Origin of the sequence: Methylobacterium sp. SD274 (genome assembly GCF_017355285.1) — a bacterium.
In the GTDB taxonomy this organism is placed as follows: domain Bacteria; phylum Pseudomonadota; class Alphaproteobacteria; order Rhizobiales; family Beijerinckiaceae; genus Methylobacterium.
The window spans coordinates 63836-88772 of the sequence record NZ_JADIJP010000016.1 but is presented as its reverse complement, the minus strand read 5'-3'; the positions used below and the strand labels follow the sequence as shown (position 1 = coordinate 88772).

18 protein-coding genes are annotated in these 24937 nt (G+C 65.6%); 6 read left to right on the top strand and 12 right to left on the bottom strand.

Annotated elements, in window-relative coordinates:
* Positions 1-104: 104 nt before the first annotated feature.
* The 4 genes from IPV08_RS14950 to IPV08_RS14935 are packed head-to-tail and all read left to right on the top strand — an operon-like array spanning position 105 to position 5430.
* Positions 105-1928 (top strand): extracellular solute-binding protein, encoded by a 1824-nt coding sequence (locus IPV08_RS14950; RefSeq protein ID WP_348646133.1) that lies wholly within the window; start codon positions 105-107, stop codon positions 1926-1928.
* Positions 1925-3787: an ABC transporter substrate-binding protein gene (locus tag IPV08_RS14945; protein WP_207412420.1), complete on the top strand. Its 1863-nt coding sequence runs from the start codon at positions 1925-1927 to the stop codon at positions 3785-3787. The genes IPV08_RS14950 and IPV08_RS14945 overlap by 4 nt, the downstream gene beginning before the upstream one ends.
* Before the next feature lie 9 nt (positions 3788-3796).
* Positions 3797-4903, top strand: coding sequence for a microcin C ABC transporter permease YejB (locus IPV08_RS14940; protein ID WP_207412419.1), 1107 nt, complete (start codon positions 3797-3799; stop codon positions 4901-4903).
* Entirely contained in the window at positions 4900-5430 is a 531-nt protein-coding gene (locus IPV08_RS14935) for an N-acetyltransferase (RefSeq protein ID WP_207412418.1), read from the top strand. Before IPV08_RS14940 ends, IPV08_RS14935 begins: the two co-directional genes overlap by 4 nt.
* 391 nt (positions 5431-5821) lie before the next feature.
* On the opposite strand, the gene IPV08_RS14930 is transcribed toward IPV08_RS14935, so the two are convergent.
* The 12 genes from IPV08_RS14930 to IPV08_RS14875 all read right to left on the bottom strand — a co-directional run bounded on the left by IPV08_RS14930 (position 5822) and on the right by IPV08_RS14875 (position 20961).
* On the bottom strand, positions 5822-7906 hold the full coding sequence (locus IPV08_RS14930; RefSeq protein ID WP_207412417.1) for a hypothetical protein: 2085 nt from the start codon (positions 7904-7906) through the stop codon (positions 5822-5824).
* 313 nt (positions 7907-8219) lie between these two features.
* Positions 8220-11045, bottom strand: coding sequence for a DUF4159 domain-containing protein (locus IPV08_RS14925; RefSeq protein WP_207412416.1), 2826 nt, complete (start codon positions 11043-11045; stop codon positions 8220-8222).
* 10 nt (positions 11046-11055) lie between these two features.
* On the bottom strand, positions 11056-11970 hold the full coding sequence (locus tag IPV08_RS14920) for a DUF58 domain-containing protein (protein ID WP_207412415.1): 915 nt from the start codon (positions 11968-11970) through the stop codon (positions 11056-11058).
* 4 nt (positions 11971-11974) lie between these two features.
* On the bottom strand, positions 11975-12985 hold the full coding sequence (locus tag IPV08_RS14915; RefSeq protein WP_207412414.1) for a MoxR family ATPase: 1011 nt from the start codon (positions 12983-12985) through the stop codon (positions 11975-11977).
* A gap of 284 nt (positions 12986-13269) precedes the next feature.
* Positions 13270-14271 carry a thiamine-phosphate kinase gene (thiL, locus tag IPV08_RS14910; protein WP_207412438.1) on the bottom strand — a complete coding sequence of 334 codons (1002 nt, stop codon included), beginning with the start codon at positions 14269-14271 and terminating at the stop codon, positions 13270-13272.
* A 2-nt stretch (positions 14272-14273) separates the two neighbouring features.
* A complete protein-coding gene (gene nusB, locus IPV08_RS14905) occupies positions 14274-14753 on the bottom strand; it encodes a transcription antitermination factor NusB (RefSeq protein WP_056429745.1) in 480 nt (159 codons plus the stop codon).
* Positions 14754-14760: 7 nt separating this feature from the next.
* Positions 14761-15270, bottom strand: coding sequence for a 6,7-dimethyl-8-ribityllumazine synthase (gene ribH, locus IPV08_RS14900; RefSeq protein ID WP_207412413.1), 510 nt, complete (start codon positions 15268-15270; stop codon positions 14761-14763).
* Positions 15271-15481: 211 nt separating this feature from the next.
* Positions 15482-16117, bottom strand: a complete 636-nt coding sequence (locus IPV08_RS14895) for a riboflavin synthase (protein WP_207412412.1) — start codon at positions 16115-16117, stop codon at positions 15482-15484.
* Positions 16118-17248 (bottom strand): bifunctional diaminohydroxyphosphoribosylaminopyrimidine deaminase/5-amino-6-(5-phosphoribosylamino)uracil reductase RibD, encoded by a 1131-nt coding sequence (gene ribD / locus IPV08_RS14890; RefSeq protein ID WP_246747964.1) that lies wholly within the window; start codon positions 17246-17248, stop codon positions 16118-16120.
* Positions 17245-17817, bottom strand: coding sequence for a transcriptional regulator NrdR (nrdR, locus tag IPV08_RS14885; RefSeq protein ID WP_207412436.1), 573 nt, complete (start codon positions 17815-17817; stop codon positions 17245-17247). The genes ribD and nrdR overlap by 4 nt, the downstream gene beginning before the upstream one ends.
* Positions 17818-17927: 110 nt before the next feature.
* The gene (glyA, locus tag IPV08_RS14880; RefSeq protein ID WP_056429738.1) at positions 17928-19232 is read right to left on the bottom strand and encodes a serine hydroxymethyltransferase; all 1305 of its coding nucleotides are present in this window, start codon (positions 19230-19232) and stop codon (positions 17928-17930) included.
* A 430-nt stretch (positions 19233-19662) separates the two neighbouring features.
* A complete protein-coding gene (locus IPV08_RS14875; protein WP_207412411.1) occupies positions 19663-20961 on the bottom strand; it encodes a L,D-transpeptidase family protein in 1299 nt (432 codons plus the stop codon).
* Between the two features lie 676 nt (positions 20962-21637).
* Here IPV08_RS14875 and IPV08_RS14870 point away from each other — a divergent pair.
* Both IPV08_RS14870 and IPV08_RS14865 read left to right on the top strand, forming a co-directional pair.
* Entirely contained in the window at positions 21638-22639 is a 1002-nt protein-coding gene (locus tag IPV08_RS14870) for a DUF1775 domain-containing protein (RefSeq protein WP_207412410.1), read from the top strand.
* Positions 22640-22822: 183 nt separating this feature from the next.
* The gene (locus IPV08_RS14865; RefSeq protein ID WP_207412409.1) at positions 22823-24910 is read left to right on the top strand and encodes a TonB-dependent receptor; all 2088 of its coding nucleotides are present in this window, start codon (positions 22823-22825) and stop codon (positions 24908-24910) included.
* Positions 24911-24937: the final 27 nt, after the last annotated feature.

The window sequence follows — 24937 nt, the reverse complement described above, 5'->3', positions numbered from 1 at the left end:
GCCCTCTACGGCTTCGGCCATGGAATTCGGGAGACAGCCGCCTCGTGAAGCGAACAGCCCTGATCGGACGCCTACTCGCCGCTACCCTGGCAGTCTCCCTCGCCGTGGCGAGCTTCGCGGAGAATGCGCGCGCCGCCACGCAGGACGGTGGATGGGCCCATGCCCTCACGCTGATGGGCGAGCCGAAATATCCGGCCGATTTCAAGCATTTCGATTACGCGGACCCGAAGGCTCCCAAGGGCGGCCTCGTCCGCCTCGGGGCACAGGGCGGGTTCGACAATTTCAACCTCGTCGTCTCCGGCCTGAAGGGCGATCTCGAGAGCGGGATCGGCCAGATCTACGATACGCTCATGACGGAATCGCTCGATGAGCCCTTCACCTCCTACGGCCTGCTGGCCGAGGGGGCGAAACTCGCCGACGACCTCTCCTCCGTGACCTACCGCCTGCGCGAGAACGCCCGCTGGCACGACGGCAAGCCGATCACGCCTGAAGATGTGGTCTGGTCCTACGAGACCCTGAAGGCCAACAGCCCGTTCTACGCCGCCTATTACCAGACCGTGGCGAAGGGCGAAGTCACCGGCCCGCGCGAGGTCACCTTCACCTTCGCCGAGAAGGGCAATCGCGAGCTGCCGCAGGTCCTCGGCCAGCTCCGCGTGCTGCCCAAGCATTGGTGGACGGGCAAGGACGCGGAAGGACGCCAGCGCGACGTCACCCAGACCACCCTCGAGATGCCGCTGGGCTCCGGCCCCTACCGCCTCGCCAAGTTCGAGCCCGGCCGCAGCGCCACCTATGAGCGCGTGGCCGATTACTGGGGCGCCGACCTGCCGGTGAATGCCGGACGCAACAATTTCGGCACGATGCGCAACGAGTATTTTCGCGATTCCACCGTGCTGATCGAGGCGCTGAAGGGCGACCTGTTCGATTTCCGTGCCGAGAACGTCGCCCGCAACTGGGCCACGGCCTATGACGATTTCCCCGCCGTGAAAGAGGGCCGCCTCATCAAGGAGGAGTTCCCCGATCGCGGGAACGGCACCATGCAGGCCTTCGTCTTCAACACCCGCAAGGCGAAATTCGCCGACGAGCGGGTGAGGCGCGCCTTCAACCTCGCCATGAATTTCGAGGAGATGAACCGCTCGCTGTTCTACGGCCTCTACAAGCGGATCGACTCTTACTACTTCGGCTCGGAACTCGCCTCGTCGGGGCTCCCCCAGGGTGAGGAACTGGCGATCCTCGAGGCGGTGAAGGACAAAGTCCCGGCCTCCGTCTTCACGACCCCTTACGCGAACCCGGTGAACGGCACACCCGATGCCGTGCGCGCCAACCTGCGCGAGGCGGTGCGCCTCCTCAAGGAGGCCGGCTACGAGCTTCGCGACGGGCGCATGACCAACGTGAAGACCGGTGAACCGCTCACGGTCGAGTTCCTGGAGTTCCAGAGCGTGTTCGAGCGGGTGATCCTGCCCTTCTCGGCTCAGTTGAAGCTCATCGGCATCCAGACCTCGCTCCGCGTCATCGACCAGGCGCAGTACCAGAACCGGCTGCGCGGCTTCGACTTCGACGTGACCACGAGTTCCTGGGGCCAGTCCCTCTCGCCCGGTAACGAGCAGCGCGAATATTGGGGCTCGGCCGCCGCCGACAAGCAGGGATCGCGCAACCTGATCGGCATCAAGGACCCGGCCATCGATACGCTGATCGAGCGTGTGATCTTCGCCAAGGACCGCCCGGGCGTGCTTGCCGCCACCCACGCCCTCGACCGGGTGCTCCTCGCCCACAACTTCGTTGTGCCGCAATGGGCCTCGAACGTGTCGCGGACCCTGCGCTGGAACCGGTTCGCGCATCCGGCGACCCTGCCGCTCTACGGTTCGTCCGGCTTCCCGACCACGTGGTGGTACGACGAGGCGCTCGCCGCCAAGACCGGGGCGCCGCGGTGAGGTTCGCGCCGACCCGCCGGGACTTCGTCGCCGGGGCCGGCGCTCTCGGCATCGCCACCGCCCTGACGAAGCCGGCGGGGGCCGCCCCCACCGGGGCGAGCCACGGCATGTCGAGTTTCGGGGAACTGAAATACCCGGCCGACTTTCCGCATTTCGCCTATGTGAACCCGGCGGCCCCGCGCGGCGCCCGGTTCTCGGCGCAGCTCTCCTCCACCCTCGGCAACCAGGCCGGCGACACGTTCAACACCCTCAACATTTACGTCCTGCGCGGCGACGGCGCCGCCGGCATGAACCTAACCTTCGATTCGCTGATGGTGCGGGCGTTGGACGAGCCCGATTCGCTCTACGGCCTCGTCGCCCGCAGCGTGGAGGCGAGCGAGGACGGCCTCACCTACCGCTTCACCCTTCGCCCCCAGGCGCGGTTCCACGATGGCACGCGCCTCACCGCCGCCGATGTCGCCTTCTCCCTGAATCTACTGAAGGAGAAGGGACATCCCGAGATCTCCCAGGTGATCCGCGACATGGCGGATGCCGTGGCCGAGAGCGACGAGACGCTGATCGTGCGTTTCGAGAAGGGCCGCAGCCGCGATCTGCCGCTCTTCGTCGCCACCCTGCCGATCTTCTCGAAGGCCTATTACGCGGGCCGCGACTTCGAGGCGTCGACCCTGGAGCCGCCGATGGGGTCCGGCCCCTACAAGGTCGGGCGCCTGGAAGCCGGTCGCTTCATCGAGTTGGAGCGAGTGGCCGATTACTGGGCCACCGACCTGCCCGTGATGGTCGGTCAGAACAATTTCGAGCAGATCCGCTACGAGTATTTCCGCGATCGCCAGGTGGCGTTCGAGGCGTTCAAGAGCGGCATCTTCACCTTCCGCGAGGAGTTCACCGCCCGCGTCTGGGCGACGGGCTACGATTTCCCCGCCTTCCGCGAGGGTCGTGTCCGCAAGGAAATCGTGCCCGATGCCCGACCCTCCGGCACGCAGGGCTGGTGGATCAATACCCGCCGCGAAGCCTTCAAGGATCGCCGGGTCCGCGAGGCGATCGGCCTGTGTTTCGACTTCCCCTGGGCGAACAAGAACTTGATGTTCGGTGCCTATATCCGTACGGCCTCGTTCTTCGAGAATTCAGACCTCAAGGCCACCGGTAAACCCTCGGCCGAGGAGCTCGCGCTGCTCGACCCCATGCGCGCCGGCCTGCCGGACGAGGTCTTCGGCGAAGCCTGGCAGCCGGCCCAGTCGGACGGCTCCGGCCAGGACCGGGCGTTGCTCAGCCGCGCCGTGGCGCTCCTTCGCGAGGCGGGCTGCACGCGGGAAGGCGGCACCATCGCGCTGCCGGGGGGCAAGCCCCTGGAGATCGAGTTCCTCGACGCCGATCCGGCCCTCGAGCCGCACACCCAATCCTTCATCCGCAATCTCGGCCTGATCGGGATCAAGGCCACCATCCGGCGGGTGGACACCTCCCAGTATCAGTCCCGCCTGAAGGATTTCGACTTCGACATCACCTCGCGCCGCTATAGCAACGGCCCGACGCCCGGGCCGGAACTGAGGCAGGTCTACGGCTCGGCCAGCGCCGCGACGCCGGGCTCCGACAACCTCGCCGGGATCTCCAACGCCACGGTGGACGCCCTGATCGGCCGGGTGCTCGATGCGTCCACCCGCGCCGATCTCACCGTTGCCGCCCGCGCCCTCGACCGGGTGCTGCGCTCGGGCCGCTACTGGATTCCGATGTGGTACAAGGCCGATCACCGCCTTGCCCTCTGGGACGTCTACGGCCACCCATCGCCCGGACCGGCCTACGATCTCGGCGCCCCGGCGATCTGGTGGCACGATGCCGAGAAGGCCCGGCGAATCGGCAGGAATTGAGGACCAGACGTGCTCGCCTACATCCTGCGCCGCATCGCCCTCATGGTCCCGACGATCTTCGGGATCATGCTTATCACCTTCGTCATCGTGCAGTTCGCCCCCGGCGGGCCGGTGGAGCGCGTGCTGGCGCAGCTGCAGGGCCAGAGCGAGGGCAGCCTGTCCCGCGTCACCGGCGGGGCCGGCGATCTCGGCGGCGGCGGGCGCTCGGCCGGCGGCGGCTCGGAGGCGAGTTCGCGCTATCGCGGCGCGCAGGGGCTCGACCCGGCCTTCATCAAGAAGCTCGAACAGCAATTCGGCTTCGACAAGCCCGCCCCCGAGCGCTTCGCCAAGATGCTGTGGGACTACGCCACCTTCGATTTCGGCAAGAGCTATTTTCGCGATGTCTCGGTGCTGCAGCTGATCCGCGAGCGCCTGCCGGTCTCGATCTCCCTCGGCCTGTGGATGACGCTCCTGTCCTACGCGATCTCGATTCCGCTGGGCATCCGGAAAGCCGTGAAGGACGGCTCGCGCTTCGATCTGTGGACCTCAAGCATCGTCATCGTCGGCTATGCCATCCCGAGCTTCCTGTTCGGCATCGCCCTCATCATCCTGTTCGCCGGCGGCTCGTTCCTGCAGGTCTTCCCGATTCGCGGCCTCACCAGCGAGGGCTGGGAGAACTTCACCCTCTGGGGCAAGATCGTCGATTACGCCTGGCACATGACGCTGCCCCTCACCGCCCTGGTGCTCGGCGCCTTCGCCACCTCGACGCTCCTTACCAAAAACTCGTTCCTCGACGAGATTCGCAAGCAATACGTGATGACGGCCAGGATGAAGGGGCTCACCGAGCGGCGGGTGCTCTATGGCCACGTGTTCCGCAACGCCATGCTGATCGTGGTCGCGGGCTTTCCCGGCGCGTTCATTTCGGCCTTCTTCGCCGGCTCCCTGCTCATCGAGACGATCTTCTCCCTCGACGGGCTCGGCCTCCTGTCCTTCACCGCCATCGTCGGGCGCGATTACCCGATCGTCTTCGCCACGCTCTACATCTTCTCGCTGATGGGCTTGGCGGTGAACCTGCTCTCCGACCTGATCTACACCTGGATCGATCCGCGCATCGATTTCTCGGCGCGGGCGACATGACCAGCCTGCCTATCGTCATCCGGTCCGAGCGGCCGGGCGACGCCGATTCCATCGAACGCCTCCACGCCCGCGCCTTCGGGCCGGGACGTTTCGCCCGCACCGCCTATCGCCTGCGCGAAGGCGCCCGGCCCATGGCGGATCTCTGCTTCACCGCGCTGGTCGGCACCTATCTCGTCGGCTCGGTCCGTGTCGCTCCTGCAGAGGCGGGAGGGCCGCTGCTGGTTCTGGGGCCGCTCACGGTGGATCCGAGCTTCGGTAAACGCGGCATCGGCGGATCGTTGATGCAGGCGAGCCTCGATGCCGCGCGGGCCGGCGGCCACGGGCTCGTCATTCTGGTGGGAGACGCGCCCTATTACCGCCGCTTCGGCTTCGCGCCGGTGCCGCCGGGCCGCCTGCTGCCGCCGGGACCGGTGGACCCCGCGCGCTTCCTCTGGCTCGAACTCCGTCCCGGCGCCTTGGAGACGGTATCTGGGATCGTCAGGCCCGTTCGTCCGGTCGCAATCTTGGGTGGCGAAACGCGAGGCTGACCCTCCCCAGAGGGTGAGACGCGCGCCACTCCTCTCCCCTCTGCGGGAGAAGGTGGCCCGCAGCCAAGTCGGATGAGGGGAGCGCCATCATCGGAGAGGTCGCCCCCTCTCCCGGTCGCTCCGCGACCACCCTCCCCCGCGAGGGCTATCGCATATGCCGATCCGCCTGTCAGAAACCCGCTGGCACCACCCCGTCATCCCGGGTCCGCGCAGCGGAGCCCGGGATCCAGAAACACAAGTGGTGCAGGACTTTACACTGTCGGCGGCTCTGGATTGCACGCCTCTGGCGCGGCCCTCCGGGTCCGGGCTCGCCTGTGGCGACCCGGAATGACGGCGTGGTGTCATATGCGATCGCCCTGCTCCCCCGCAGAGGGGGGAGGGTCGACAATCTCTACGCCACCCGGCCGCGCCGGCCCTCCACCAGCCACATCGCCAGCACCGCACCGGCCAAAGCCACCAGCGCCCACAGACCGAGCGCCAGGGGATAGACCTCGACGCCGCGAATGACGGCGCTGTCGCTGGGGCGGAAGCCGATCCAATCGGCACCGGCAAGACGCCCACTGCGCACGGCCTGAAGGCGCGGCACCACGGTGGTCCCGCCCGCATCGGCGAGGCGGCGGATCGACCCGCCGGTCCCTTCGGCCAGGGCCTTCAGACGCTCGGTATCGCTGAACACGTCGGTGAGTTCGCGCGGGTTCGGCGGCCCGACGCTGACGAAGGCGATGAGCGAGCCGGAGCGCAGGGTATGGAGCCCGAGTTCCGTCGCTTCGAAGGTCGTGCTGAACAGGCCGGGCTCCCCGGCAGTGAGGGTGAGCGTCCGCTCCGGTCCGGTCGGTCCCTTCACGGTGACGGGGTCGGTGGTCTCGGCCATGGTCTGGCGCTCGACGCGGACTTCGCGGCCATGCCCCGTCGTCTGCGCCCGCAGGGCCTCCTCTTCGAGGGCCGGCTCCTTCATCAGCCAATGGCCGAGGCGGCGCAGCAGGTCGAGATAGGGGCCACCTTCCTGGTAGCCCCGCGCCCAGAGCCAGGCATGGTCGGACAGGAGCAGGGCGACACGGCCCTTGTCCTCCCGCGAGAGAGCGAGGAGCGGCAGGGCGTTCGGCCCCTGCAGGATCGGCTGGATGCCGGGCTTTGTCTGGGCCGAGACGATGCGCAGCCAGTCACCCCAGGCCGGGGGAGAGGCCTCCGATCCCGGCAGGGCGCGGGTGACGGGGTGGCGGGTGCCGGTGCCCGTCAGCGCCGCCTTGTAGGGCTGCTCCACCACGCGGCCATTGGGTTCGCCGGGCAGGATCTGGGAGAGGCGGGTACGGGCGAGGCTCGCCGAGGAGGCGAATTCCGGCCCCGCCGCGATGAGCAGCGCGCCGCCATCGCGGACATAGCGGACGATGTTGTCGAAATAGGCCGAGGGCAGCACGCTCTGGTTGGCGTAGCGGTCGAAGATGATGAGGTCGAAATCCTTGATCTTCTGGACGAACAATTCGCGCGTCGGGAAGGCGATGAGCGACAGTTCGGAGATCGGCGTGCCGTCCTGCTTCTCCGGGGGGCGCAGGATGGTGAAGTGGACGAGATCGACGTTGGCGTCCGATTTCAGCAGGTTGCGCCAGGTCCGCTCACCCTGGTGCGGCTCGCCCGAGACGAGGAGAACGCGCAGCTTCTCGCGGATGCCCTCGATGGGCAGGACGGCGCGGTTGTTGATGGTGGTCAACTCACCGGGCAGCGGCTCGACCTCGATCTCCACGACGTTGGGGCCGCCATGCTCGATCTTGGTCGTCAGCGAGAAGGGCTGGCCGGTGGGGAAGGTGCGGCGTCCGATCTCCTCGCCGTCGCGGCGCACGGTGACGGTGGCGTTGCCGGTGCCGCCCCGCTCCATCACCTCGGCGCGAATGGTGAGATCGCGCCCGACGATGCCGAAGCGCGGCGCTTCGATCAGCTTGATCTGCCGGTCGCGCTCGTCCGGATGGCCGGTGACGAGGACATGGAGCGGCGCCTTGATGCCGAGTGCCGCGACATTGGCCGGGATGTCGTGGACCACGCCGTCCGTCAGCATCACCACCCCGGCGAGGCGATCCGGCGGAACGTCGGCAAGCCCCTGGGACAGGGCCGTGAACAGCTTGGTGCCGTCATCGCCGTCCTTGGCGTCGGGCACATCGATGAAGCGGGGCTCGATGTTGCTGAGCGATCCGAAGCGCCGCTGCAACTCGGCCCGGACCGTATCGGTCATGGCCGGCCGGTCACCGAGGGTTTGCGACCCCGACCGGTCGACGACGATGGCCGCGATGTCCTTCACCGGCTCGCGGTCCTCGCGCACCAGCGACGGGTTGGCGATGGCCAGCAGCACGAGCCCGAGGGCCAGCGCCCGCAGGATCGCTGTGCGCCCCCGCGCCACGAAGGCGAGGACGACGAAGATGGCCACCAGAACGCCGAACCCGGCAATGACCGGCCACGGGATGAGCGGCGTGAAGCTGAGGCTCAGCATGGACTAGCGGCCTCTGTGGTTCGGGTTCCCGCACTTTCCCGCCAGACCACCTCATCCTGAGGTGCCCGCAAAGCGGGTCTCCGGATGAGGTCGGAGGCCAAGCGATTGCAAACGCCGACAACCCAATCGTAGCAGGCAGTTATCCCGGGGCCGCGCAGCGGAGCCCGGGATCCAGAAACACAGGTGGTGGAGGACTTTGCACCATCAGCGGATCTGGATTCTGGGCTCGCCTGCGGCGCCCCAGAATGACGGAGTCGTGTCACTTGCGATTGCCCTGGGACAAAGGGGAGTACGCCGCGCATCATGTGGCTCATCACTGTCCCAACCGCTCCAGCAGGGCCGGGACGTGGACCTGATCCGCCTTGTAGTTGCCGGTGAGCGTGTAGATCACGAGGTTGATGCCGCCGCGAAACGACATCTCACGCTGGCGCTGGTCGCCGCCGACGATCGGGTAGAGCGCCTCGCCGCGCTTCCCCACCGCCCAGGCGGAAGCCAGGTCGTTGCCCGTGATGACGATGGGGGAGACGCCGTCGCCGGCCCGCGCGGGGCGGCGTTCGGCCCCGTCTCCGGCGGGCGGCAGGGTCTCGACCCAGGTCTGGCCGGTGGCGTAGCGGCCGGGAAAATTGTCCACGAGGTAGAAGGCCTTGGTGAGCACATGGTCCGCCGGAACCGGCTCCAGTTCGGGCACTTCCAGCGTGGAGAGCATCTTGCGCAGATAGGCCCCCTCCGGTGTCGGGGGGCCGCCCGGCCGCGCCGTGAGCGCGTCGCGGGTGTCGAACAGGACCGTCCCGCCATTGCGCATGAAGGCGTCGATCCGGCGGATCGCGGCTTCGCTCGGCTGCGGACGGCTGGCGACGATGGGCCAGTAGATGATCGGATAGAAGGCGAGCTCGTCCTTGCCCGGATCGATGCCGATCGGGTCGCCCGGCTCCAGGGCGGTCCGGCTGGCCAGCATCTGCGTCAGGCCGTTGAGCCCGGCGCGGCTGGCCGTATCCGTCGCCTCGTCGCCGGTGACGACGTAGGCCAGACGAGTGGCGAGGGCCGAGTCGAACGTGTTCAGCCGCGCACCCTCCTGCGCATGGGTGCCGCTCGACAGGCCGGCGACGCCGATGCCGGCCACGATGAGCACAGCCGCCGCCCGTCCGGCGAAGCGTCCGAACAGCCCCCCGCGCGACCGGTTGAAGAGGCCGCCGAGCCAGAGGCCGGCGAGGGTGTCGAGGATCAGGAGCATCAGCGCCAGGGTAAACAGCGTGGCGCGCAAGTCGAGGGTGTCTCCGCCGGTGAGCGAACCGGTGCGTGCGTCGGTGAAGGCCGACAGGTCGAGGGGTTTCAGGCGGTCGTCGGGCCTGAGCGCGTTCACGGCGACGCCGCCGTCGGCCGGGCCATAGAATCCGGCCGGGTGTTCGAGGCTGGCGCGCTCGCCGTAATCGTCCGGCACTGCCGTGGCGCCGGCGGGCGGGCTGCCGAGTGCCCCGAAACCGTCGAGGGTCAGGCGAGGCGCCAGGACGGCGGCGGCGGGCCGGGTCGACCCCTCCCCTCCGTTCGGCGCAGCGCTGCCCGACAGGGCGACCACGCGGCGCAACATGTCGATGAACAGGCCGGAGAGCGGCAGGTTCGACCAGGTCGTGTCGGCGGTGACGTGGAACAGAACGATCTGCCCCTTGCCGCGCTTCTCGGCGGTGACGATGGGCGTGCCATCCTGCAGCGAGGCCCAGGTGCGGCCCGGCAAGTCGCCATCCGGCTCCGCCAGGATCTGGCGGCGCACCCCGATATCCGCCGGGGGGACCAGCCCGGCAAACGGACTTTCCGGGGCAAAGGTCGCGAGCGTCTTGGGGCTGTCCCAGGACAGGGTACCGCCCAGGGTCCTGCCACCCCGGCGCAGGCGCACGGGGACCAGGGTGTCGTTGCCGGCAGCCAAACGCGGCCCGGCGAAGCGCAGCAGCAGGCCGCCCTCGTCCACGAAACTCGCCACCCGGCGCATGGTCGCCTCGTCGAGGGCGCCCACATCGGCGAGCACCAGGACCGAGACCTGATTGTCGAGGAGCTGCCCGACGGATTCGGCCACCCCCTTGGCCCCGCGTGCTTCCTGCACATCCGCGAACGGGGTCAGTGCACGGGAGAGATAGTAGGTTGGGGCCAGGAGTGGTTGGGCCTGATCGTTGGTGCCGCCGAAGACCAACCCGACGCGGCGGCGCTTGCCGCGCTCGTCCATCAGCGTCACCGCGCCGGCCGAGCGCTCGGCGGCGATCTCGAGCCGGCTGATGCCGTTGCGGAGCTCCACCGGAAGCTCGAACTGGACCTCGGTTTCGGTGGCCCCATCGGGGAAGCGGAAATCGTGCTCGGCCAGCGGCAGGCCCTTCTGGTCCAGGGCACGGACCACGCCGGCATCGCGGCCATTGGCCGAAGCGCGCAGCACTTGGGCGGTCAGCTTGCCGCCGCTCTCGGCCGCGGCGAGGGCCAGAGCCGGTGGACGGTCCGCGCGCAGGATGGTGAGACGGGCGCCGGCCTTGTTCAGCGCGTCGGACAAACCCTTACCGAATGCTTCGGATGCGGCACCCGCAACGCCATCGGTGATCCAGACCACAGCGACCGCCGGATGGCGGTCGAGGAAGGCTCCGATGGCGGTCAAATGGACGTCGCGTTGCGGTAGATGCGAGCGCGGCGCGACGGCCCGGAGCCGGTCCAGAGCGGCGGCGGGCGTCTTCGCCTCTATAGCCGCCGGGGCGTCGGCCAGGGCGATCAGGGCCACAGGGCGACCGTCCCGCGAGGCCGCCTCGATTTCGTCAGTGGCGGCCCGCATGCGCTCGCGCCAATCATGCGCGGCGGAAAACCCGTTATCGATCATGACGATAAGAGGCGTCCGCCCCGATGTCGCGCCGGTACCCGATGGGTTCCAGACCGGCCCCGACACGGCGAGGATCAGGCAGGCGGCGGCAATCATCCGGAGGATCAGCAGCCAGGGCGGGGTCCGCGCCGGAGTCTCGCGCTTGGCCAGCAGGTCGGCCATGATCCGCAAGGGCGGAAACTCGATCCGCTGCGGCCGCGGCGGCGTCACCCGCAGCAAATACCACAATGCCGGCAATGCGATAAGCGCCGCGAGCGCCAGCGGCGCGGCGAAGGTCAGGGGCAATCCGAACATGCGCTGCTCCTCACCCCGTCCCGCGCGCGGCGGCGACCAGCGTGAGGAGACGCAGGGCCGCCTCACTTGCCGGCCGGTCGGTGCGGTGGATCGTCAGGGTCCAGCCCTGGGCTCGGGCGATCTCGGTGAGACCCTCCCGATGCGCGGCGATGCGGGTGCGATAGGCCGCCCCCCACGACGCCGCGTCACCGATATCGAGGCTCATCTTGGTCTCAGGATCGTGCAGCACGGCCTGCCCGGCGAAGGGAAAGGTCTCCTCCACCGGGTCGACCACCATGACGAGATGGCCTCTCGTGCCGGAGCCCGCCAGCGAACCCACAGATTCTCTAACCTGTTCCAGAGGCGAGAGAAAATCGCTGATTAGGATCGCCTCGTCGAAGCGGCCCGGCGTGGCGCGCGGCGGCATATCCTGCGTAAGACCTGCTTTGTCGGCAACCAGGGCATGCGCCATCGTCTCGACAATGCGGCGTGAGGCCGTGGCTCTGGTGAGACCGAGAAGCCCCGCCCGCTCACCCCCGTCGACCAAGGCATCGGCGACGGCAAGGCCGAGCACGAGGGCGCGCTCGACCTTCGGCCCCTGTCCGAGGCTCGACGAGAACCCCATGGAGGCGGAACGGTCGATCCAGAACCAGATATTGTGGGTCGCCTCCCATTCGCGCTCGCGCACGTAGAGCCGGTCGTCGCGGGCGGAGCGGCGCCAATCCACCCGCGCCGCCGCTTCGCCAGCCACGAAGGGTCTGAACTGCCAGAAGCTTTCCCCCTGCCCCGCCCGGCGTCTGCCATGCAGGCCATGCGCGAGCGTCGAGGAGACACGGCGCGATTCAAGGGTCAAACGCGGCATCCGCTCGGCGAGAGAGAGCGCGCCTTCGGTCTCGTGTCGCCCAGGAGCGCGCTGGGCCTCGTCGAGAACCCGGGTCGCGATCATCCGGCTAAAGCTTCCCAGCCAGCTGGGCGATGATCCCCGGCACGGTCTCACCGTCGGCGCGCGCCGCAAAGCTCAGCGCCATCCGGTGCTTGAGCACGGGCTCCGCGAGCGCCTTCACGTCGGCGACCGAGGGTGCGACGCGGCCTTCGATCAAGGCGCGAGCGCGCACCGCCAGCGTCAATGCCTGACTGGCGCGGGGACCAGGCCCCCAAAGGAGCTTTCCCTTCAAAGAAGGATCGCCCCCTTCCGGTCGTGCGGAGCGGACGAGGTCGAGGATCGCGTCCACCACGGCGTCGCCGACTGGCAGGCGACGCACGAGGCGCTGCGCCGTGAGAAGCGCCTCCGTGGATATCACCGCCTGCGGGCTATGGTCCCCGATTCCCGTCGTCTCGATGAGGATCCGACGCTCAGCCGCGCGGTCAGGATAGCCGACATCGATCTCGAGCAGGAAACGGTCGAGCTGCGCCTCGGGGAGCGGGTAAGTGCCCTCCTGCTCGATCGGGTTCTGCGTCGCCAGCACATGGAACGGGCGCGGAAGGTCGTGCCGCTCACCGGCCACCGAGACGAAATTCTCTTGCATTGCCTGCAGCAGAGCGGATTGGGTGCGCGGGCTGGCCCGGTTGATCTCGTCCGCCATCAGCAATTGCGTGAAGACAGGGCCGCGCACGAAACGAAACGAGCGGCGGCGGTCCTGGTCCTCGTCGAGGATCTCGGTGCCGAGGATGTCGGAAGGCATCAGGTCGGGGGTGAATTGAACGCGCCGGGCATCGAGTCCAAGCACGGTGCCAAGCGTCTCGACGAGCTTGGTCTTTGCCAGACCGGGCAGTCCGACGAGCAGGCCGTGGCCACCCGCCAGAATGGTGATGAGGGCGAGGTCGACCACTTTTTCCTGGCCGAAGATGACCTTGTGGATCGCGTCGCGGGCCTGTCCCACCTGGCCGAGACACGCCTCCGCGGTGGCAACGATGCCGTCGTCGAGAGAGGTGGCCGTCGCCGGCGTGGAGCCTGAAGTCATGCGTTCGATCCCGGTTTGCCGCGCGGCCGATGGTCAGGATCGCGGTGGCACGTGGGTGCAGCCTGGCGGCGGCATTGGGAGAGAGTGTGGCGTTCTTTCCCGCATGCTGGCAAGGTCGGCGCGACGACGCAGGCATTTTGCGGTCCCTCGTTGACGGCGAAGGACGATTTCGCGTCTCGGCTACCGCTGGACCCGCTACAAGAATGGCGCATCCGCGATCAGGCTGGAGACGTGCAACGTCGGCAACTGAAGCTTCTCACCGCTGCGGGAAGTTGCCCGGTGATTCAGAAGTGGCTGAAGGAGCGCGTGGCGAAGGCGTACTCACTGCCGTCCGCCCGGCGGAACGCAGGCGGGCGGTCGCCTTCGACGACCGATCCTATCCGCGCCAGCGGAACCCCCAACGAGAGGGCTTCGGCAATGAACGCCTCGACCCGGTCCGGTGCCACCACGCAAAGGATTTCGTAATCGTCGCCACCGGTTACAATCGGGCTGATCAGCGACGGATCGAGAGCAAGCGCAGCACGGGCGGCATCGGACAGTGGCACTTTGGAGAGTGTGATCTCGGCAGTCCGACCAGCACCCATCAGCATCTTCGTCAGATCGCCGGCAAGCCCATCGGAGACGTCCATAGCGGCCCGCGCATGGCGGCGGAGAAGCGGTGCGAGGGCGATACGCGGGCGCGGATGGCGATAGCGGTCGATCAAGACATCGCGACCTTCCCCTCCCAAGCGCTCGGCCCATTCAGGCGTCACCCCGTTCAGGGCAAGTAGGCCTAGTGCCGCGTCGCCGATCGTGCCGCTGACGCAGATGACGTCACCGATTTCCGCACTCATCCGCCGAACCATGCCGCCGCGCGGCACTTCCCCGAGGGCGGTCACGCCAATCAGAGCGGGACCCGCTGCGCGGACGGTATCGCCTCCGAGGAGCGGGCAATGGAAAGCGATCGCCGCTTCCCTGAGGCCGTCTGCGAAGCCGGCAAGCCACGCTTCCGTCCAGTCGTCAGGCAGGGCGAGCGTCAGGAGGAACCCACGCGGCATCGCCCCCTTGGCGGCGATATCGGACAGGTTCACCCCGAGCGCTTTGCGCCCGATGGATGCGGGAGGGTCGCCGGCCAGGTAGTGGACGCCCGCCACGATAGCGTCTGCAGTCAACACCAGATCGCAGCCTGGACTTGGCACGAGGGTGGCGGCATCATCCCGCAGCCCATCCGCGCCATAGCCAGCCCAGGGCGCAAAGTAGCGCGCGATCAGCCCGTTCTCATCGGAACGAACGGTGGGGGGCGTGATCGTCAAGCGCGCCCGGAGCCGGGGAGCCCGGCGAATTCCGATCCGCGAACCTCACGGGCTACCTTATCGAGGACCGCGTTGACCATGCCGGGCTCGTCGCCGGCATAAAAGCTATGGGCGACGTCGACATATTCAGAGATCGCAGCGCGAGCTGGCACATCCTTGCGGAACATGAGTTCGTAGGCCCCAGCGCGCAGGATAGCACGCAAAACTGCTTCGATGCGCTTCAGCGGCCAGCCGCTCGACAATGCCTTGTCCAATTGCGGATCGATGGCACGCTGCTCCTCGACGACACCACGCAAGAGATCGCGGAAGAATGAGATTTCGGCGGGGGGCTGTTCGACGCCGTCGACGTCGCGGCCGATCCAATACGCCTCGAACTCGGCAAGTGCTTCGATGACGCCCTTGTCGGAGATTTCCATCTCGTACAGCGCTTGAACCACGGTGAGGCGTGCGCCGCTGCGCTCGATCGTCTTGGCCATCGGGTTCTCAATCCTCTCCCACGGGCGCGGCAGCCGCGGCACGTTTGAGCGCCAGGACGGCCAGGGCTGCCTCCGCGGCACCCGCACCCTTGTTCAGGTCGGAAACGCGGGCGCGGGCAAGCGCCTGCTCCATCGTTTCCACCGTCAGAATGCCGTTTCCGAGGGGAAGGCGACCCACCACGGACAAGTCCATGAGAGCCCGTGCGCTCTCAGTCGCTACGATGTCGTAATGGCCGGTCTCGCCACGGATGACGCAGCCCAAGGCAACGGCAGCGTCATAGGGCTGACCTGCACGGGCGGCCTCCTCCACCAGAATGGCAATGGCGGCTGGGATCTCGAGGGCACCTGGCACCGTCACCACGATGCCCTCGGCCTCCGCTGCGTCGAGGGCACCCTGTGCTCCGGCAAGAAGCTCATCGGAAATGTCGTCGTAATATCGCGCTTCTACCACGAGGACGCGCGCGCCCTTCACGTTCGTAGGCGTTGCCAGCCGGGCGGCGGGTGAGGGCGAAACCATCGTAGGCCTTGTCTGTAGTGGCGAAGGGCAAGATCGGCACGGATGTGACGAATGAGCCGTTAGCGCGGATCGTCGGCGTCGCCACCCAGTATGACCGGGTCGGCCCGGTTCGAAATCTTGCGACCGATGACGCCTGAGACGCGGACCGGCGACGTGTCGTTCGTGGTGGGCGAGCGATAGACTGAAGGGTGGCGTATCACAAGATAGCGCGTCAGGAGGCGCGATTCTCGAATAGGCGGGCAGCATACCGAGCGATCAGGTCGACCTCTAAATTGAGCTTGTGGCCGGTTCGTCGGTCACCCCAGGTCGTAACCGCCAGGGTGTGCGGAATGAGCAGGACCGAGAAGAGGTCTCCGTCCACGGAGTTGACCGTGAGTGACGTTCCGTCGAGGCAGATTGACCCCTTCTCTGCAATGAAGCGCGATACGGATGACGGCGCACGCAACACGAATCGGTCGCTCGGTGCCCATTGCGGATCGCCGGTCCCACCCGTCACGCTCTCGCGAGCGACGATCTCGGTGACGCCGTCCACATGCCCGGTCACAAGATGGCCGCCGAGCTCATCCCCGATCTTCAACGAACGTTCGAGGTTGAGGCGCGTACCTTCAGCCCAGCCGCCAACGGTGGTCCGCACGAGAGTTTCGGCCGCGGCGTCAATGGCAAAGATACAGCCCTTGGTTTCGCGCTCGATCGCCACCACGGTGAGGCAGGGACCGGAACACGCAATGGATGCACCGAGGGCGATGGTTGCGGGATCGTAGGAGGACCGGATGCGGATTCGGCGCAGACGCTCATCACCCTCGACACTGAGGACCGATCCCACATCGCTTACCAAGCCAGTGAACATCTAGACGCTCCGTTCGTAGGTTACACACTGGTCCGGTCCGAAAGCGCGAGTTTCGGTAATGCTGAATTCGGGCTCTTGGAGGCGCGCCGTCAACGCATCGCCGACTGCGGGAAGGCCTCCCCCGCCGATGGCACGAGGGCCAGTCACGAGTGTGCAGACATCCACCAGATCCGCGGCTGCAAGCGAATCGGCGAGGTGGGGACCGCCTTCGCAGCAGATCCGTGTCACTCCACGCTCGGCCAATTGTGAGAGCGCGGCAGAGAGGTCGATCCGACCATGTGTGCAGGCCTCGACTTGGATCGTTTCGACCCCAAAAGAGACGAGCATCCGCTTGGCATGAATGGGAGCCGATCGTGTTGTCACCACGAGAGTCGGGATGTCCCGTGCGCTTCGCACGAGGTGAGAAGCCGGCGAGAGACGAAGTGTCGAATCGAGGATGATGCGCAGCGGCGATCGTTGCGAGAGACCAGGTAATCGCACCGTCAGCGACGGGTCGTCAGCCCGTGCCGTTCCAATCCCTACGAGAATTGCGTCGGCATGAGCGCGCCAGAGATGGACCGCGCCATCGGCAATGGGGCCCGTGATGCGAAGGCGCTCATCCGGCGCGCCAGCCGCAAATCCGTCCAGGGTACGGGCAAGCTTGAGATGTAGGCTGGGACGTTTCTTCGTTACGCGGGTGACGTGACCGCGATGATCCCTCGCGGCCTCGTCGCAGAGTACATCCTGTGTCACGGCGATACCGGCCTGGGCGAGGCGGGCATGGCCCCTCCCCGCCACGCGCGGATCCGGGTCTGCGATCGCAGTGACGACACGAGTGATTCCCGAAGCGATGATAGCGTCGACACAAGGGGGGGTGGCCCCGTGGTGAGAGCAGGGCTCGAGTGTGACGTAGAGAGTCGCGCCGCGCGCGCTCTCCCCGGCCATCGCGAGAGCAAGAGGCTCTGCATGGGGACGTCCTCCCGATGCCGTTACGCCCTGCCCGATGATGCGCTCCCTGCCCCTCTCACCCGCGACCACCACCGCGCCGACGGACGGATTGGGCCAGGTCCGCCCGAGATTGCGCCTGCCGATCGCCAGAGCCAGGCGCATGAAGCGACGATCATCCGTGCTGGCTGTCTGATAGTCGTTCATGGCCGCCCTCGCGTCTGGCGCTTCGCAGGCGGTTTGGCCGGCGGGCTACCACCGGGCAAGACTTCATGGAGAGCGTGTTGGTCGCTCATTCCATCGTCTCGTAGCCTCGTGATATCGGGAGTATGACCGAGGGTTCCGAGCAACGCTTTGAAGTCGCTCGCCTCTCGGAAGTTCTTGTAAACTGAGGCGAAGCGGACATAGGCCACGTCGTCTAGCCCCTTTAGCCCCTCCATCACCAATTCACCGATGGCCTCGCTGGCGATCTCAGCCTCGCCGCCGCTTTCGAGTTGGCGGGTGATCCCACTGACCAGACGTTCGATCCGTTCCGGATCCACCGGCCGTTTGCGGACGGCCACGTCGATAGAGCGTTGAAGCTTATCGCGATCAAACGGTACGCGCTTACCCGAGCGCTTGAGCACCGTCAGTTCCCGCAGCTGCACCCGCTCGAAAGTGGTGAAGCGGCCGCCGCAGTCCGGGCAGACCCGCCGCCGGCGGATTGCCGCTGAATCATCGCTGGGACGCGAATCCTTCACCTGGGTGTCGGGACCGCCGCAATAGGGACACCGCATCGGGCGGATACCTGCATGGTTGGTGAAAAAATGAGAACGGCCGCGGATATGGCGATCCGCGGCCGTCTCTATCATGACGTCATCTGCGGGGGCACCCGCAGACGGAGGCTTCAGCCGTAGATCGGGAAGCGGTGCGTGAGGGCGTGGACCTTGTCCTTCACCGCGGCCTCGATCGCCGGATCTCCGCCTTCACCTTTGGCCACCAGACCGTCGAGTACCTCAATGATGAGGGCACCGATCTGCTTGAACTCCGCGACGCCGAAGCCGCGCGAGGTGCCGGCAGGTGTGCCGAGGCGGATGCCCGACGTGATCGTCGGCTTGGCCGGATCGAAGGGCACGCCGTTCTTGTTGCAGGTGATGTGGGCGCGGCTGAGTGCGGCTTCCGCCGCCTTGCCGGTCAGGCCCTTCTTCTGAAGGTCCACCAGCATGAGGTGGTTGTCGGTCCCACCGGACGTGATGTCGTAGCCGCCGGAAATGAGGGTATCGGCGAGCGCCTTGGCGTTCTCGATCACCTGCTTGGCGTAGATCTTGAACTCGGGCTTTAGCGCCTCACCGAAGGCCACGGCCTTGCCGGCGATGACGTGCATGAGCGGTCCGCCCTGCAGGCCGGGGAAGATCGCCGAATTGAACTTCTTGGCGAGCGCCTCGTCGTTCGTCAGGATCATTCCGCCGCGCGGGCCGCGGAGTGTCTTGTGGGTCGTCGTAGTGGCGACATGGGCGTGTGGGAACGGCGACGGGTGGACACCGGCCGCGACGAGACCCGCGAAATGGGCCATGTCCACGAAGAAATAAGCTCCGACCGCATCGGCGATCTCGCGGAACTTGGCAAAGTCCCAATGACGCGGGTAGCCCGAGCCGCCAGCGATGATGACCTTGGGCTTATGTTCATGGGCCAGACGCTCAACCTGTTCCATGTCGATGCGCTGGTCGTCGCGACGCACGGTGTAGGAGACGGGCTTGAACCATTTGCCGGACACATTCGGCGGGGCGCCGTGGGTCAGGTGGCCGCCAGCAGCGAGGTCGAGGCCCAGGAAGGTGTCGCCCGGCTGCATAAGAGCCATGAACACGCCTTGGTTCGCCTGACTCCCGGAATTCGGCTGAACGTTTGCGAATCCGCAATCGAACAAGCGCTTAGCGCGCTCGATTGCAAGGTTCTCAGCGATGTCGACGAACTCGCAACCACCATAATAGCGACGGCCCGGATAGCCTTCCGCGTACTTGTTAGTGAGGACCGAGCCCTGGGCTTCCAGGACCGCACGGGAGACGATGTTCTCCGACGCGATCAGTTCGATCTCGTGCTGCTGCCGACCGAGTTCCTGGCCCACCGCCTTCGCGACTTCCGGATCCGCGTCGGCCAAGGATGCGCTGAAGAAGGAATTCGAAAAATGCTTGTCGCTTGCAGTACCGGCGCTCATGGAAAGCCTCGATTGTTGAACGGGCGAGGGCGTCCGTTATCCGCTGGCGTAGGGCGGGCGGTCGCTCGAAGCGTGATTTACTACACGTGCCGCGGGGCGAGGCCAAGCACAGCTAATTTGTAGCCCCGGGCAAAAAAAATTCGGTGCATCCTGTATTTGTCGGTGCGCCAATGACATCCACGGGATACTGGCCGTGCCGATCGGGAGTTTGGCGACCCTATGTCGCGACGCTTGCATGCATGTGTCGCGCTCGAAAGCTGTCGGCGTCTCGCGACTAAGGGGTGAGCAAGAGCCGCGTCATACCATGGCGGCGAACCAAGCTTTCTCCAGGCGATCTGTTTTCCAAGACCTGCGATCGTAATTCAAAACCAAAGAGGCGGGATTCGCACCCGAATCCCGCCGCCCGCTTTCGCGCACATAAGTGAAGCGATTAGTTCTCTTCGTCACCCGGTTCGAAGGTCTGAATTTGCTCAGCGCTGGCGACCGGAGTCGGCCCAGACAAGGTTGAAGGCACATTGACACCGTCGCGCTTGTAGATGTCGTCGCGGAACTGGACGAGACCGTCTGGGGTCGCCCAGGCCGTGATGTAGGTCCAGTAGACCGGAACCGGGCTGCTCAGAGTCGCGTCGACGCGCTTGCCGCTCTCGATCGCCTGTTCCACTTGGTCGCGGCCCCAACCGGGCGTGTCCTTGAGAAGCCAGGTGATGTACTCGCGCACATTCTGGACGCGAACACATCCGGAAGAGATGAAGCGGAAATCGTCTCCGTACACACCCTTCGAATTCGTGTCGTGCATGAACACGCCGTGCGGGTTCGGGATATTGATGCGGACGATTCCCATCGAGTTGAAATCGGCGCCCGAGTCCTGACGGTAGCGATAGCGCGTACCCTCATCCGAGTTCCAGTTCACCGAGGCCGGCGAAATCTCAGTGTCCCCAGTGAAGATGCGGATCTTATTCTCGGTAAGGTAATTCGGATCCTTCTGCATCTTGGGGATGAGGTCCTTCTTCACGATGGAAGCCGGAACCGTCCAGAAGGGGTTGAAATTGATCTGCGTCGCCTTGGTATTCATGATCGGCGACTGACGGTCGATCTTGCCGACGCCGGCGGCGTGCAAGGTCACGACTTGGCCATTCTCTACCGTCTGGACCAGGGCGGCGGGAATGTTGGTGATGACGAAGCGATTGCCGAGATTGCCCGCGTAGGAGCGGAGGCGGACGGCGTTCACCTCGAGCTGCTTCAGGCGGATATCGGCCGAGACGTTCATCGCCTGCTGGGTGGCCATGCTCATGGAGCCAGTCTGGCTCAGCCCGTGACGGGCCTGGAAGCGCTTCACCGCAGCGGCGACGTAGGAATCGTAGACACCCGAGCTGCCCGACGCCGAGTCGATGTCGCCGGTCACGGCGAGACGAGCGCGCAGAGCCGCCACAGCTGGACCCTTGGCGCCGACGCGCAGGCGATCCGCGCCGGAGACCGGGCGCCAACCGCCGCGTGCGACGATGTCCTTGTAGCGTTCGACCATCTGCTCAGTCGCCGCCATCGTCTGCGGAGAAAGAATCGGTGTCGAGGAACGCTGCACCTGCATCGTTGCAGGCGAGGCATAATCCTGGGCCCACTCCGCCTGAGCGAAGCCGGCCGCTTCGCGCGCAGTGGCCGTTTGGGCGAAGGCGGCGGCGCTGGCGAGAAGCGCGAAGCCCAGCGAGCGGGCGATGGGAGCCTGTTTCAGCATCGGACGGAAACTCTAATCTGACCTGTGAAGCGGCACGAGGCCGTCGGGGCATGGTTGGGGTGGATACCGACCACCGAAAGTCTTGTGCCGCGAACGTGTCGGGGCACGGTTAAGAAGTCATGCCGTCCGGGCTAGATTGTGGCGCCGCCGCGATAAATCACAGGCTGTGCTGTACTGCAGCGCACATGCAACATGACGCCTCGTCCGATTGTGAAAGAGATGGCGGGATTATGTCCGTTGCGCTAAGCGCTGAAGGATGATGTCGCGAGATTCAGGGGCTGGCGGCTTGCGCGCGATCACTGCTGTGATCGCGCTCTACGCGTTGGTTCTTCAGATCTTCCTCGGCACCCTGATGCCATTGCCCTCCCTCGGCCATGTCGGTCCGCTCTGCTCGAGTCTGACCGATGGGACGGATACCGATCAGAGCCCGGTGAAGTCCGGGCACGGCAAACACGACTTCTGCTGTACGTCCGCGTCCGCCGTTGCAGTGGCGACAGTGATTGGGCTCGTCTCGAGCCAGACGGTCTGGCCTCTCTCGGCGGGCATCCGCCTGACATGGCTTACTGAGGCCCGACCCGGTGGGCGCGGTCCCCCTGGCACCATTCCTCAACCGCGTGGTCCTCCTGTCGTCTGAAGTGATCCGAAATCTCGATCCCTTCAGACACGGACAGCCATCATGAAACGGATAGTGCGGGCAGAACTTGCCGCGACCCTTCTCCTCACCGTCTCGACCAATGTCGCTTTCTCTCACGCCACGCTCGAGCGGAAGGAGGCCAGCCCGAACGCCACCTATCGGGGCGTCATTCAGATCACCCATGGCTGCGAAGGCACGCCGACGAAACGCGTGAGCGTGACCATTCCAGAAGGCGTCATCGGTGCCAAACCGATGCCGAAGCCCGGCTGGACCCTGTCCTTGGAAAAAGCTCCCTATGCCAAGGCCTATCCATATTACCACGGCGATATTTCAGAAGGCGTGAAAACTATAACCTGGAGCGGAGGTGAACTGCCCGACGATCAGGTCGACGAATTTACGTTCCTCGCCCGTGTCACGGATACATTCGCTCCCGGTGCGATCGTGTACTTTCCTGTGGAGCAGGATTGCATGAAGGGCGCGTATCGCTGGAGCGAGATTCCCGCAACGGGCCAGAACGCTAACTCGTTGCAATCTCCCGCTCCCGGCGTGACCATCGTTGCCGCGCGCACTAAATCGTCGTCGAGCGCTGCGTCCTCCCCTGCGAACACCATCCAGGCCGGTGATCTCGTCATCGATACACCGTGGATGCGTGCCACTCCCGGTGGCGCGACGGTTGCTGGCGGCTACGTCCGGATCACGAATACCGGAACGCGCCCGGACACGCTGATCTCCGCCTCTATTCCGTTGGCTAGCACCGGTTCAATCCATTCCATGACCATGGATGGCGGGGTGATGAAGATGGCCGCGGTGGATGGCGGCCTCGTCATCAAGCCCGGCGAAACCGTGGAGCTCAAGCCCGGCGGCTTCCATTTGATGTTCGAAGGGCTGAGTGCGTCGCCGAAGGTCGGTGAACCGGTTTCCGGGACACTGGGCTTTCAGCGCACGGGTGAGGTGCGAGTCACCTTCGCCGTCGCTCCGATCGGCGCCAAGGCCCCTAATGCGCCTGCTGCGACCGAACCCGCGGCCGGACATCATCAGCACTGACGAATCACGTCGACGAATCGGTTTCCCCTGGGGAACACGATGCCGGATTTGATCCCAGGCTTTCCGTTGCCGCGTGATCGCCTGGGCTAAGGCCGATCCCATCTCTTTCTCTTTCAGGATCCGCTGCTCCTCCGCGCTGACCGCGCGGAGTGATTGAGGGCGCGGGGTCCGGAGCCTATTTCCATGCAGAATTCCTACTTCGGAAGTGCGCTCGCCTTCCTACTTTTGTCCTCGACATCGGCCCTCGCACAAGAAGTGGCCAATGCCGAACTGCCAGAACTCAGCGTTCAGGGCGCTTCGGCCGGGTCCCTCACGGTGCCGAGCGTCGCGGCGCAACGCGCTACGGTGAATGCCACCGTCGGGTCCGTCGCCTTCGTCGATGCCAAGGACTTTCAGAACCGCTACGCCAATACGCTACGCGATGTTCTCAAGGATACGCCCGGTGTCTTTGCGCAGCAGCGTTATGGTCAGGAAATGCGCCTTTCCCTGCGCGGATCGGGCATCTCGCGCGGTTTTCACCTCCGCGGCATCGAGCTGCTTCAGGACGGATTTCCGGTGAATGCCGCCGATGGAAGCGGTGATTTCTACCAGATCGATCCCCTCGCCCTGCGCTCCGTCGAGGTCTACAAAGGCGGCAACGCCTTGACCTACGGCGCCACGACGCTCGGCGGGGCGATCAACTTCGTGACACCGACGGCGCAGACCGCCCTTGCGCCAAACGTCGTGCGCGTCGATGGCGGCAGCTTTGGTACGATCCGCGAGCATTTCCAGTTCTCGCGTTTATCAGGACCAGCCAATTTCCTCATCAGTGGTACGATCACCAATGCTGATGGGTTTCGGGATCACGAGGCCCAGCGGACGCAGAACTTCAACGCCAATCTCGGCTATCAGCTAGCCCCCGGTATCGAAACGAGATTCTATGTTGGAGTTTACCTTACAGACCAGAAGCTCCCCGGCACCCTGAGCCTGTTCAACAGTCTGAAAAATCCGACCATCGCGAATCCTGGCGCCATCGCGGGCAATCAGTCCCGGAAGGTGGAGACTGAGCGCGTCGCCAACCGAACCTCGTTTGCCCTCGACGTCGGCAAGCTCGATATCGATACCTGGGCGATCCACAAGTCGCTCTACCATCCGATCTTTCAGGTCATCGACGAGGATGGCTGGACATACGGTATCTCACCTCACTGGGCCGGCACCTTCGACATCGCCGGCTACCGCAACGACACGATACTGGGTCTGCGCGCGTTTGCCGGGCAGAACTCGTCGCTTCGCTTCACCAATCTTGCCGGTCAGCGGGGCGCGCAGACTCTGAATGCGCTGCAAAGTTCATCGAATTACGAGGCTTACGGTGAGAACCGCTTCTGGTTCCTGCCTGATGTCGCGCTGATGACGGGCGCGAAGGCCTTCTCGTCGAACCGGACCTATAGCGACAAAGGCGGCTTCGGCCCGAACTCCGGCGCCAAATTTGACAACCAGACCTATCAGGGCATCAACCCGAAACTTGGTGTGATCTGGCAGCCTGTGCCGGATGTCCAGGTCTTCGCCGACATCACCCGTTCACGCGATGTGCCCGACTTCACCGATCTGACCCAGACCATCGGGGTAACAACGCAGTTCGTGCCGCTTCAGGCTCAACGCGCCTGGACTTACGAAGCAGGCACGCGCGGCCGGCTCGATGGGATTGCCTGGGACGTGACGCTCTATCGGTCGGAAGTTCGGGATGAGCTAGTCAATTTCAGCGTCAATCCGGGACTGAACATTCCGGCAGCTACGTTCAATTCACCGCGTACGATCCACCAGGGTGTCGAGGCGGCAATGACCCTCGACCTCGTTCGCGACGTCACCGGCAGTGGCGACCGTATCTCGGCTTCGCAGATCTGGACGCATAACGACTTTCGCTTCGTAAGCGACCCGCAATTCGGAGACAACCGCATCGCCGGCATCCCGCAGGACGTGTTGCGGAGCGTCGTGACCTACACCCATCCGAGCGGTTTTCACCTGAGCCCGTCAGTCGATTGGGTACCGCACGGAGCTTTCGCGGATCATGCCAACACTCTTCAGGTGCCCGGCTACACTCTCGTCAACGTCCAGGCTGGTTTTGACTTTGCCAACGGAGTTTCGCTGTTCCTGGATGCGAGAAACCTGGGGGATATCCGATATGTCTCGGACATTTCGGTGTTGAACGACGCGGCTGCGATGGGCGGCAATCCGATCGCGTTCTATCCCGGCACCGGCCGCAGTGTATTCGGGGGGATCCGCGCCTCGTTTTGACGGCAGGTCGAATGAAGCCGCCTATTC